General features: G+C 67.5%; 13 protein-coding genes, 1 tRNA gene and 1 pseudogene. 4 read left to right on the top strand and 11 right to left on the bottom strand.

Annotated features, from left to right (window positions below; genetic code table 11):
• On the top strand, positions 1 to 443 hold a 443-nt coding region (gene msrA, locus BGN95_RS19470), incomplete at its 5' end, for a peptide-methionine (S)-S-oxide reductase MsrA (RefSeq protein WP_286773740.1).
• A gap of 48 nt (positions 444 to 491) precedes the next feature.
• Here the strand turns inward: msrA and BGN95_RS19465 are convergent.
• From BGN95_RS19465 to BGN95_RS19430, 8 genes are all read right to left on the bottom strand, one after another.
• Positions 492 to 668: a Trm112 family protein gene (locus tag BGN95_RS19465; RefSeq protein WP_286773739.1), complete on the bottom strand. Its 177-nt coding sequence runs from the start codon at positions 666 to 668 to the stop codon at positions 492 to 494.
• Entirely contained in the window at positions 665 to 1,276 is a 612-nt protein-coding gene (locus BGN95_RS19460) for an LON peptidase substrate-binding domain-containing protein (RefSeq protein ID WP_265313553.1), read from the bottom strand. The genes BGN95_RS19465 and BGN95_RS19460 overlap by 4 nt, the downstream gene beginning before the upstream one ends.
• Position 1,277: 1 nt before the next feature.
• A complete protein-coding gene (locus BGN95_RS19455) occupies positions 1,278 to 2,174 on the bottom strand; it encodes a tetratricopeptide repeat protein (RefSeq protein ID WP_286773821.1) in 897 nt (298 codons plus the stop codon).
• A gap of 229 nt (positions 2,175 to 2,403) precedes the next feature.
• Complete coding sequence (locus BGN95_RS19450; RefSeq protein ID WP_179513054.1) at positions 2,404 to 3,252, bottom strand: TorF family putative porin; 849 nt, start codon at positions 3,250 to 3,252, stop codon at positions 2,404 to 2,406.
• Between the two features lie 156 nt (positions 3,253 to 3,408).
• Positions 3,409 to 4,944: a SulP family inorganic anion transporter gene (locus BGN95_RS19445; RefSeq protein ID WP_179513053.1), complete on the bottom strand. Its 1,536-nt coding sequence runs from the start codon at positions 4,942 to 4,944 to the stop codon at positions 3,409 to 3,411.
• Positions 4,944 to 5,639 (bottom strand): carbonic anhydrase, encoded by a 696-nt coding sequence (locus BGN95_RS19440; protein ID WP_179513052.1) that lies wholly within the window; start codon positions 5,637 to 5,639, stop codon positions 4,944 to 4,946. The genes BGN95_RS19445 and BGN95_RS19440 overlap by 1 nt, the downstream gene beginning before the upstream one ends.
• A gap of 69 nt (positions 5,640 to 5,708) precedes the next feature.
• Positions 5,709 to 6,962 (bottom strand): ATP-binding protein, encoded by a 1,254-nt coding sequence (locus BGN95_RS19435; protein WP_502688327.1) that lies wholly within the window; start codon positions 6,960 to 6,962, stop codon positions 5,709 to 5,711.
• Between the two features lie 59 nt (positions 6,963 to 7,021).
• The gene (locus BGN95_RS19430) at positions 7,022 to 7,732 is read right to left on the bottom strand and encodes a response regulator (RefSeq protein WP_179513051.1); all 711 of its coding nucleotides are present in this window, start codon (positions 7,730 to 7,732) and stop codon (positions 7,022 to 7,024) included.
• Positions 7,733 to 7,866: 134 nt separating this feature from the next.
• Here BGN95_RS19430 and BGN95_RS19425 point away from each other — a divergent pair.
• Positions 7,867 to 7,941: transfer RNA gene (locus BGN95_RS19425), tRNA-Gly, on the top strand.
• A 119-nt stretch (positions 7,942 to 8,060) separates the two neighbouring features.
• On the opposite strand, the gene BGN95_RS19420 is transcribed toward BGN95_RS19425, so the two are convergent.
• Together BGN95_RS19420 and BGN95_RS19415 are read right to left on the bottom strand one after the other, a co-directional pair.
• Positions 8,061 to 8,558, bottom strand: a complete 498-nt coding sequence (locus BGN95_RS19420) for an RcnB family protein (protein WP_265313551.1) — start codon at positions 8,556 to 8,558, stop codon at positions 8,061 to 8,063.
• Positions 8,559 to 8,779: 221 nt separating this feature from the next.
• Positions 8,780 to 9,247: an outer membrane protein assembly factor BamE gene (locus BGN95_RS19415; RefSeq protein WP_179513049.1), complete on the bottom strand. Its 468-nt coding sequence runs from the start codon at positions 9,245 to 9,247 to the stop codon at positions 8,780 to 8,782.
• 103 nt (positions 9,248 to 9,350) lie between these two features.
• On the opposite strand from BGN95_RS19415, the gene BGN95_RS19410 reads away from it, so the two are divergent.
• Together BGN95_RS19410 and BGN95_RS19405 are read left to right on the top strand one after the other, a co-directional pair.
• Positions 9,351 to 9,863, top strand: coding sequence for a ubiquinol-cytochrome C chaperone family protein (locus BGN95_RS19410; protein ID WP_286773737.1), 513 nt, complete (start codon positions 9,351 to 9,353; stop codon positions 9,861 to 9,863).
• Positions 9,860 to 10,381, top strand: a complete 522-nt coding sequence (locus BGN95_RS19405; protein WP_286773736.1) for a YceD family protein — start codon at positions 9,860 to 9,862, stop codon at positions 10,379 to 10,381. Before BGN95_RS19410 ends, BGN95_RS19405 begins: the two co-directional genes overlap by 4 nt.
• 51 nt (positions 10,382 to 10,432) lie before the next feature.
• On the opposite strand, the pseudogene BGN95_RS19400 reads toward BGN95_RS19405, so the two are convergent.
• A pseudogene (locus BGN95_RS19400) lies at positions 10,433 to 10,625 on the bottom strand (histidine phosphatase family protein); the annotation flags it as partial.

Below are 10,625 nucleotides of genomic sequence, written 5' to 3'. Positions count from 1 at the left end.
CGGGCTATGCCGGCGGCGCGGCGCATAGTGCCAATTACAGCGCGGTTTCGAGCGAATCGACCAAACATGCCGAAGCGGTGCGGATCGTGTTCGATCCGCGTCAGGTGAGCTACGGCACGTTGCTGCGCATCTATTTCTCGATCGCGCATGATCCCACCCAGCTCAACCGTCAGGGGCCGGACCGCGGCCCGAGCTATCGTTCGGCGATCTTCCCGCAATCAGAGGCGCAGCGCGCCGTGGCCGAGGCCTATATCGCGCAATTGACCCAGGCGCATGCCTGGCCGCAGCCGATCGTGACGCGGATCGAGCGCGGCGATTTCTTTCCGGCGGAGGCGGTCCACCAGAATTTCTACGATCGCAACCCGACCAATCCCTATATCGTCCGCTGGGACAAGCCCAAGGTCGCCGCTTTCCAGGCGGCCTTTCCCAAGCTGGCGAAATAGGAAGATTCCCCCTCCGCCGTTCGGGCTCAGCGCGAACGGCGGGACGGATTAGCCTGTCGCGTTAAGCACCCGCGCCTGCTCGATCAGCAGCACCGGCACCCCGTCACGGATCGGATAGGCGACCCCGGCGGCGTCCGACACCAGCTCCTGCGCCGCTTCGTCATAGACGAGCGGCCGCCGGCTCACCGGGCACACCAATCGTTCGAGCAGCCAGGCGTCGATCATTGCAAGGTCACGCGATCCTGCCCGTCGTGTCGCCCGAAGAATTGCAGCAGCTGGACGATCAGTTCGGCGCGCTCGGCGATCGTCTTCGTTTCGAGCAGCGCCTGTTTGGCGGCGGCGTCGAACGGCGCGATCTGCGCGATGCCGTTGACCAGGCTGGCGTCGTCGAGCCGCCCGACCGCATCCCAATCGACCGCATAGCCCTGCGCCTCGGCGAAACGCTTCGATTCGAGCTCGAGCCCGGCGCGCGCGGCGAGCGACAGATCGTCGTCGGGCGCGCTATCGAGCAATTCGGCCTCGACCTGCCGGAACGGAGTCGACACTTCGAGCTCGCGCGTGACGCGGAACAGCGACACGCCCTCGAGGATGATGTTCGAGCGGCCGTCCTCCAGCATCTCGATATCGGCGATCCGCCCGACGCAGCCGATATCGTAGAGCTGCGGGATCTTCGCCTCGGCGTCGCCGCGCGGCTGGATCATCCCGATCCGCCGGTCACGCGCCATCGCATCGGATATCAGCGCGCGATAGCGCGGCTCGAAGATGTGCAGCGGCAGATGCATCCCCGGAAACAGGATCGCACCGGCCAGAGGAAAGATCGACAGCCGCGTCATGTCACCCGAACAGGACGGCGGAAAGCTTGCGGCGCTGCTGTGCCACCCACGGATCCTCCAGCCCGACCACCTCGAACAATTTGAGCAATTGCTGGCGCGCCGCGCCCTCGTTCCAGTCGCGCTCGGCGGCGGTGATCGCGAGGAACCCCTCCGCCGCCGCGTCGCGATCGCCCGCTGCCATCTGCGCATTGGCGAGATCGTAGCGCGCCTGGAGGTCGTCGGGGTTCGCTGCGACCTTGGCCTCGAGCGGCGCGAGATCGTCGACCGCGGGCGCCGAGCGCGCGAGATCGAGCGCCGATTTGGCGCGCTCGATATCGGGGAGCTTGGCCAGCTCCTCGGGCAGCGCCGCGATCGCCGCTTCGGCGGCGGCGGTATCGCCCGCCGCGACCAGCGCGCGGATCCGCCCCGAAACCACCGCGGGATGATCGGAGGCCATTTCGGCGAGCTGGTCGAAGATCGACAGCGCCCGCGCGGCGTCGCCCGCGGCGAGCACTTCCTCGCCCATCGCGATCAGCGGCTCGAGCTCCGCTTCCTGTGCCTGCGCCTCGCCCTGGATCGGCAGCTGGCGCAGCAACTGATCGAGCATCACGCGGAGCTGCGATTCGGTGCGCGCGCTCGTCAGATCGGCGACGAGTTGCCCCTGGAACATCGCATAGACGGTGGGGATCGACCGCACCTGGAATTGCGCGGCGATGAACTGGTTCTTGTCGGTATCGACCTTGGCCAGCACCACGCCCTTATCGGCATAGGCCGCGGCGACCTTTTCCAGCACCGGCGCCAGCGCCTTGCACGGGCCGCACCATTCCGCCCAGAAATCGATGATCACGAGCTGCGTCATCGACGGCTCGACCACATCGCGCCGGAACGCCTGTACCGCCGCCTTTTCCGCTTCGTTCATTCCAAGGGTCGCCAAGAGCCGCTTCCTGCTAAAATCACTGCGGCCCTTATGTGGGGACGGGCCGGGGGAAGCAAACCCCCCGGCACGCGAATCAGCGTCTGAGTGAGGAATGACGGCGCTGGAGCGCCTTACCCGCTCCTCCTTCTTTCCTTCTCCCCTCCCCGCTTTCTTCTCCCCCTTCTTCCCCCCTCCCTCGTTCAAGGGAGGGGAGAAAGCAGGGAGGGAAGGTTCAGAAGGCGGCGGTGATCGAGAACAAAGCGGTCGATCCGGCGATCGAGCTGCCGTCCTTGGTCGAGGAGAAGTTCGGCACGATATAGGCCGAACGACGCCGGGTGATATCGGTATCGATCCACGCCGCGCTCAACGTCAGCGGGGTACCCTTCACCGCGAAATCGGCGCCGAGCATCCAATCCCAATAATGGCCGGTCGGCGCCGCGCTGGTGCCGTTCGGGCCGAGCCCCGGGTTGCCGTGCGAATAGCCGAGATGCGCCTTGGCGGTCAGCGGCGTCTTCGGGATCGCGGCCGACAGATCGCTCCAGACATAGAGATTGTCGTGCTTGGCGCCGGGATGATCGGGCACGCCGGTCGCATAGCTGGCGGCATTGTCATACCATTTGCCGAGCGCTTCCTGCTTGGGTGCATAAGCCACCCCGACGAGCACGGTCGCCGGCCCGGCGGTGCCCGACAGCTTCACATAAGGCTCGGCAAAGTCGGTCTTGTTCGCCCCGCCGGGGTACATGTACCAGGTGAGGCCGGCATCGACCGAGATGCCCCCGCCGAGCGACCTTTTGTACCCGCCGATCAGGTCGAGCTCCATATTGGCGCCGCCGAACGTGCCCCAGCCGGCGAGGTTCGATGCCCAGGTGCTGACGTAGAAGCCGCTCTTGTGGGTCACCGTGATGCCGCCCTGCACCGCGGCATGCTTGTCGGTCTGCGATACGCCGCGCAGGCGATAATCGCTGACCAGCGCGACGCTGCCGGTGACGGTGATGTCCTTGGGGGGCGCTGTTTCCTGCGCCGCGGCGGGCGAGGCGGCGGCACCGAGCGCCAGAGCGAGAGAGAGATAGACTGTCTTCAATGGAACCTCCTTGTGAGAAGAGGCTCCTCCTGCTGCGCGATCGCCGGTGCTCTCACCGCAGGGCGGCGGGCACCGGTTGATCGGCAGCTGTTACGCTAGTGCAGCAATTTCTCCCATATATTGCTAAATTGTATCGAAATGTTGCTGGATGCCCGCTCAGTGGGCAAGTGTTGCCAAACGGCCACTGTCGCCCCCCAGCAACTCGACCGGCGTGCCGCTCGCGCGACGCCGCTGGAGCCAGTCCCGCAACAGCTCGGCCGTCGTATGGTCGACCGCGGCGAGGCGGGTGACGTCGAGCCGCACCGGCTTGCCCGCCGGGACGCGATCGAGCGTGGCGGAGAGCTTGGGCAACGTGACGAAGGTCGCGGTGCCGTCGAGCGCGATACGGTGCGTCTCGCCCTCGGGTTGCTCTTCCACGCCGAGCCGCAGCCGGCGCAAATGGGGGGCGAGCTCGAGCAGCGTCAGCCCGATGCCGACCAGCACGCCGGTCAACAGATCGGTCGCCACCACCATGATCAGCGTCGCCGCCCAGATCACCACCGGCAACGGGCCGTGATCGCGCAGCAAATGCTTCGCATGGGTGAGGCTCACCAGCCGCCAGCCGGTGACGACGAGGATCGCGCCGAGCGCCGCCATCGGAATCTCGCGCAGCAGCCACGGCAGCAACGCGACGAAACCGAGGATCCACACGCCGTGGAGGATCGCCGAGGCGCGGGTGATCGCACCCGCCTGCACATTGGCGGACGAGCGCACGATCACCCCGGTCATCGGGAGCGCGCCGGCCGCGCCGCACAGCAGATTGCCGATGCCCTGCGCGCGCAATTCCTTGTTGTAATCGGTGCGCACGCCGTCGTGCATCTTGTCGACCGCCGCCGCCGACAGCAGGGTTTCCGCCGAGGCGATGAACGCGATCGCCACCGCCGCCGCGATCACCGACGGATCGAGCCATTTCGCCCAGAAACCGCTTTCGGGGAGCGAGATCGCCGCGGTGATCGACGCGGGCACCTGCACCTTGGCGACATCGAGCCCCAGCGCGACGGTGAGCAAGGTGCCCGCCACCACGCCGACCAGCGCGCCGGGCATCAGCCGCAGCGCCGCCGGGCGCCACTTCTCCCACGCCAGCATCGCGCCGATCGTGACCAGGGCGACGATGAACGCGAGTTCGGCCGCCGCCATGTTGCTGAGCGACAGGCCGAGCAGCCGCCCGGGCATCGCGGCGAGGTTGGCCGGGCCGCTCGACAGCGGCTTGGCGTCGAACAGCACATGGAACTGGCCGACGACGATCAGCACGCCGATCCCGGCGAGCATGCCATGGACCACCGCCGGGCTGATCGCGCGAAACCACCCGCCGAGCCTGAACACCCCGGCGACGACCTGGATCGCGCCGGCGAGGATGAGGATCGGGCCGAGCGCGCTGAATCCCTGATCGCGCACCAGCTCGAACACGATGACGGCGAGCCCCGCCGCCGGGCCGCTGACCTGCAACGGCGATCCGGCGAGCGCGCCGACGACGATCCCGCCGATGATCCCGGTGATCAGCCCCTTTTCCGGCGGCACGCCGGAGGCGATCGCGATGCCCATGCACAGGGGCATCGCGACGAGGAACACGACGATCGACGCGGTAAGATCGCGCCCGAGGAATTGCAGCCGCGGCACCGATACGCCGGGCCGCGCGGACATCGCCTGGGTCATTACTCGGCCGCCTCTGCCTGGACGAAATCGGCGGCGAGGCGCTGCGCCGCGCGGACGGCGACCGGCAGCGGCTCATTCTCGCGCACCGGCAGGAAGCGCCCGGTCTCGCCGTCGAGCGCGAGCATCTGGCCGGCATGGATGTCGACGAACCAGCCGTGGAGCGCGATCTCGCCGCGCGCGATCCCCGCCGCGACCGACGGGTGGGTGCGCAGATGCGCGATCTGCACCACGACATTCTCGAGGCTCGCCGCGCGCACCGCCGCGCCGTTTTCCAGGTTGGGGTAAGAGGCGTCGAGCACCGATTTCGCCGCCTGGCTGTGGCGCAGCCACGCCGCGACATTGGGCATTCCTTCGAGCAGCTCGGGATTGACCAGCGCCTTCATCGCGCCGCAGTCCGAATGGCCGCAGACGATGATGTCGCGCACCTTGAGCGCGGCGACGGCGAATTCCACCGTCGAGGAGACGCCCCCGTTCATCGTCGCGAACGGCGGGACGATATTGCCCGCGTTGCGGCATACGAACAGGTCGCCGGCCTCGGCCTGCATGATATGTTCGGGGACGACGCGCGAATCGGCGCAGGAGATCATCAGCGCCTTGGGGCTCTGCCCCTGCGTCGTGAGCTTGGCGTAAAGCGCCTGCTGGCTCGGGAATACCTGTTTCTCGAAGCTGAAGACGCGTCCGATGAGGTCGTTCACTGGATCTGCTCCTCTTGTCATGGAGCAGGATAATTAAGCCGGCAATTTTGCTGCGACGCCGCGGAAATGTTAAATTTTGTGTCCGGGCAAATGGATAGTCGCCTCCAGCCCGTGCGGCACGCGGTTCGCCAGCGTCAATGTGCCGCCCTCGGCCTGCACCGCCTGCGCCGCGATCGCCAGCCCGAGCCCGAAGCCGACCGTGTCGCGCCGCCGCGCCGGATCGAGCCGGACGAACGGCTGGAGCACCGCGACGAGCTGATCCTCGGGGATCCCGGGGCCGTCATCGATCACCCGCACCGTCACCGCCGCGCCGTCGGTCGACAGCGCGATCGTCAGCCGATCGCCATAATGGAGCGCATTGTCGACCAGATTGGTCAGCGCGCGCTTGAACCCCGAGCGACGCAGCCGAAGCTCGAGATGATCCGGCCCGACATAATCCACCGCATGGCCCGCGTCCTGCGCATCGTCGACCAATGTCGCGCACATCACCGCCAGATCGACCGGCACGGGCGCCTCGGGATCGCTGTCGCCGCCGAGAAAGGCGAGCAGCGAGGTGATCATCGCCTCCATTTCGGCGACATCATGCCCGATCGCGTTGCGCGTCTCCGGGTCCGCCACCCCTTCGCTACGCAACCGCAGCCGCGCGAGCGGGGTGCGCAGATCGTGCCCCACCGCGGCGAGCGCCTGGGTGCGGTTGTCGATCAGCGCACGGATTCGCGCCTGCATCCGGTTGAACGCGACGACCACGCGGCGCACCTCGCCCGGGCCGTCCTCCGGCACCGGATCGACCGGATCATGCCCGACGCGGTCCGCCGCCACTGCCAGCCGGCGCAGCGGCAGCAACGCGCGGCGCAGCATCAGCCCGCCGATCACCATCAACGCGATCGCGGGGACCAGCGCCAGCGCGACGCGCTCGAACCCGAAATCGAGCCGCGCCACCGGCTCGAGCGTGCGGAAATGCAACCAGCTGCCGTCATCGAGCTGGAGCCCCCCGCTCACCGCCGAGCTGCGCCCGGGCAGGGTCAGGCGGATGCGCAGATCGCGTGTGCCGAGCGACGGCTCCCATTCGACGATCTGCCGGCGCATCTGATCCAGCGCGGGCGCGACCGACGGGACGCGCGGCGGATCACGATCCCAGTGGATCTCGTAGCGATCGGTGGTGAGATGGCTCGCCATTTCGGGGCGCGTGCCCGGCGGGCGATCCTCGACCAGCCGGCGGCAGATGACGAGATGCTCGGCGAGCCGCCGTGCCTCGTCGTCGCGCACCGAAAACTGGCTCGCGCGCTCATACAGCAAGGTCGAGACGCCGAACTCGATCAGCATCGTCAGCAGCAGGATCGCGACGACCTGCCCGAGCAGGCCGGTCGAGGGGATCAATTTCCTCAACGGCGCTCCACCGGCACGTTGAGCATATAGCCCACCCCGCGCACCGTGACGATCGGCGCGGCATGGCCTTCGCCCGAAAGCTTGCGGCGCAGCCGGCTGACCAGCACGTCGATCGAGCGATCCGAGCTGTCCCCCAGCCGTGTGCGCGACAGCTCGATCAATCGCTCGCGCGCGATCACTCTTTGCGCATGATCCGCCAGCACCACCAGCAGATCGAATTCGGCGCCGGTGAGATCGACCACCGCCCCCGTCGGCGAGATCAGCTCGCGGCGCGGCAGATTGACCGTCCACCCCTCGAAGGTCATCACCCCCGCTTCGCGCGCGCCGGTGCCGCGATCGAGCGCCGGGCGGCGCAGCACCGCGCGCACCCGCGCGACCAGCTCGCGCACCCCGAACGGCTTGGCGATATAATCGTCCGCGCCCAGCTCCAGCCCGACGACGCGATCCATTTCGCTGGAGCGCGCCGACATGAAGATGATCGGCACGTCGCTTTTCTGGCGCAGCGCGCGGCACAGATCGATCCCGCTGGTGCCGGGCAGCATGATATCGAGCAGGACGAGATCGACTGGCCCCGAATCGAGCGCCAGCCACATTTCCGGCGCGGCGGAGGCGGGGCGGACGACAAAGCCGTTTTCCTGCAATGCGCGCGCGGTGAGCATGCGCAATGCCGGATCGTCCTCGACGAGCAGGATAACAGGGGCGGTCATCGTGCGTGGGCCTAATCGCGAACGGGCCGCGCGGTCAACGTGACGACAATCGAACAGGGGGGGTTGGCAAGCCCGAAATCCGCTGCTAGTGGCCGCGCCTCACCCGCCCGGAAGCTTCCGGGCCAGGCGCCAGAGCGGGCGTAGCTCAGGGGTAGAGCACAACCTTGCCAAGGTTGGGGTCGAGGGTTCGAATCCCTTCGCCCGCTCCAGTCGCGATGCGACGGCCGATCGAAATTTCAGCGTAAAATCAACGATCAGCGCGGATGCCGCGATCGCCGGACATGAGTCGGCCGCCGACGCATGGGCGCCGGCGGCCGTGAGATCCGGCTTACCAGAAGAAGTTGCGGATCACGTCGACAACGATGCCGCGGCGATAATCGATCAGCAGCACGTCGTTATAATGCCGCACCCAGCGGGTGTAGGGCCGCGCCGGCGGCAGGCGATAGCGCCACGGATCGGCGATCCAGTAACGCTGACCATAATAATTCGGCGCGATGCGGACACCCGCGCGGAACGATTGATAGCGGAACGGCGCATTCCAATTGCCACGGGCATAGAGCGAGCGATTCTGGTCGCGCCAGCGGCGCCAGTCGTCGCGCGCCCAGACGCGGTTGCGGTCCTCGCGCAGATCGCGTCGCGCATCGCGCAGGTCGCGCTCCTCGCGGCGGACATCGTGCCGGTCGCCATAGCGCCGCGCCTGATCCAGCTCATATTGCTGCTGGCGGACATCGCGCCGATCGCGGCGCAGATCGTCGTTGGTCTGGGCCGAGGCAACCGCCGGGAACGCCGTCGCCGCCATCAGCACGCCGATGATCAACTTGCGCATCTCTTTCTCCTTTTACTCGCTGGCGCACGGCACAAAGCCGCGTCGCCACATCCGGTTTATCGGCGGGTGGCGCTGAACCGGCCAGGAACGGCGCGGTCAGCAACGAGCAAGGTAACGAAATCGCTGTATAATATTGCGTCGACCGAGCGCACGGCGACGCGCGCCGATGCCGCGCGAACGGCATCGGCGGCACATTGGCCGGCTATTACGAAATCCCGTCGTTACGGCGTGTCGCGACCGCCGCCGCCGCCACCCGGCCCCATCGCGCCGACCGTGCCGATATTGCCGAACAGATCCTGGAAGAAGCCACGGCGCCGGCCGAGCGTCGGGGTGGTCTTCTTCATCGGGGTGATATCGGCGATCTGGTCCATCCCCGAACGGCGCACCGCGCTGACATTGCCGTTGCGATCGAAGCTGATCTGCATCGTCAGCTGATCGTGCGCCTTGGGCTTGTTGTACGCATAATTGCGGCTGTCGCGCGAAATATAATACCAGTCGCCCTGGTTGAACTGCGCAGCGAAGGTGGGATGCCCCAGCGTGGCGAGCACCGATTCGCGATTGTCGACCCCGGGCTGGATCGCATTCACCAGGTCGGCGTCGACGATATAGCCCTGATGCGACCGGAGCGAGGTGCAGCCGGAAAGCGCGATCCCGGCAGCAAGCGCGACGATCAGAAAGGGTTGGCGCATGGATACTCCGCGAACAGTGAACCCAACCGGCACATTGCGTCCGCGGGCGAACGCCTCAATATGCCGGGGCGAACATCGATACAAGGCAAGGACAAAAGCAGGCGTGGGATTCCTCGACAGGTTCCGCAGGACATCGCGGCAGGACGTGGCGGCGGTGCCGCTCTATCAGGCGGTGGTGGCGCGCGCGCGCCAGCCGCATTGGTATCTCGACGGCGCGGTGCCCGATACGCTCGACGGCCGGTTCGACATGGTCGCGGCGGTCACTGCCTTCGTGCTGATGCGGATCGAGGACGAGCCCGCCGCGGCGCAGCTCGTCGCCGATCTCACCGAGCGGTTCATCGACGATATGGATGCGCAGATTCGCCAGATCGGCTTCGGCGACATGGTCGTCGGCAAGCAGGTCGGGCGGATGATGGGGATGCTCGGCGGACGGCTCGGCGCCTATCGCACGGGAGTCACCGACGGCGATCTCGCTACGCCGCTGCGGCGCAACCTCTATCGCGGCATGGATCCGGCGCCGGCGGCGGTCGCGTATGTCCGCGATCGCCTGCTCGATTTCCACGCCGCGCTGAAGGCGGTGCCGCTCGACGCGATCGAGCGCGGGGAATTGCCGTGAGCGCCCCCGAATTCTCGCGCCCCGAACGACTCGACACGATCGGCGAGGCGCCGCGTACCGTGACGATCGAGGCGGATGTCGACGAGCGCCGCCGCGTCGCCGGCCGCTTCGGGCTGATCGCAGTCGAGCGGCTCGCGGCGACCTTTGCGATCCGCCGCGACGCCGCCGGGGTGATCGCCGACGGACGGGTGACCGCGGCGGTGACGCAGGCCTGCACGGTGACCGGCGATCCGCTGCCGGCGACGATCGACGAGAAAGTGACGCTGCGCTTCGTTTCCGCCGGCACATCCGAGGAAGAGGTCGAGCTGGGCGAGGAATCGCTCGACACGATCGAGATCGACGGCGGCGCGATCGATCTGGGCGAGGCCGCGGCGGAGACGATGGCGCTGGCGCTCGATCCCTATCCGCGCGGGCCCCGCGCCGCCGAGGCGCTGCGCGAGGCGGGGGTGGTCGACGAGGGGCAGAGCGGCCCGTTCGGCGCACTCGCCGCGCTCAAGGACAAATTGGGGAAGCAATAACAGCCTCCTCTCATCGTCATGCCGGGCTCGACCCGGCGTGACGATCTGGAGCTAATCCCGATCCGGCCCGAGCGACGCATCGACGTCGCGCGGGCGGACGAAGCGCGTGAGCTGCGCGCGGCCCGGCGCGGCATCTGCCCAATGATCGATATCGAAGCTGAGTTCGGCGAGCGTCGCGGTGGGGTATTTCTCCTCCACCTCCTCGCGCAATCCGCCGCCTTCAGGCACGAGCAGCAGCACGAGA

It is taken from the genome of Sphingomonas sp. 66-10 (assembly GCF_001897045.1).
Lineage (GTDB): Bacteria > Pseudomonadota > Alphaproteobacteria > Sphingomonadales > Sphingomonadaceae > Sphingomonas > Sphingomonas lycopersici.
The sequence above is the reverse complement of the archived record's forward strand: the minus strand, read 5'-3'. Positions and strand labels throughout refer to the sequence as shown.

What these genes read in the sequence shown, in the direction of transcription:
- BGN95_RS19420 (WP_265313551.1), bottom strand. Translation starts at nt 8,558, where the DNA reads ATGCGCAAGTTGATCATCGGCGTGCTGATGGCGGCGACGGCGTTCCCG.
- BGN95_RS19455 (WP_286773821.1), bottom strand. Translation starts at nt 2,174, where the DNA reads ATGAACGAAGCGGAAAAGGCGGCGGTACAGGCGTTCCGGCGCGATGTG.
- BGN95_RS19465 (WP_286773739.1), bottom strand. Translation starts at nt 668, where the DNA reads ATGATCGACGCCTGGCTGCTCGAACGATTGGTGTGCCCGGTGAGCCGG.
- BGN95_RS19460 (WP_265313553.1), bottom strand. Translation starts at nt 1,276, where the DNA reads ATGACGCGGCTGTCGATCTTTCCTCTGGCCGGTGCGATCCTGTTTCCG.
- BGN95_RS19445 (WP_179513053.1), bottom strand. Translation starts at nt 4,944, where the DNA reads ATGACCCAGGCGATGTCCGCGCGGCCCGGCGTATCGGTGCCGCGGCTG.
- BGN95_RS19430 (WP_179513051.1), bottom strand. Translation starts at nt 7,732, where the DNA reads ATGACCGCCCCTGTTATCCTGCTCGTCGAGGACGATCCGGCATTGCGC.
- BGN95_RS19415 (WP_179513049.1), bottom strand. Translation starts at nt 9,247, where the DNA reads ATGCGCCAACCCTTTCTGATCGTCGCGCTTGCTGCCGGGATCGCGCTT.
- BGN95_RS19435 (WP_502688327.1), bottom strand. Translation starts at nt 6,962, where the DNA reads ATGCTGATCGAGTTCGGCGTCTCGACCTTGCTGTATGAGCGCGCGAGC.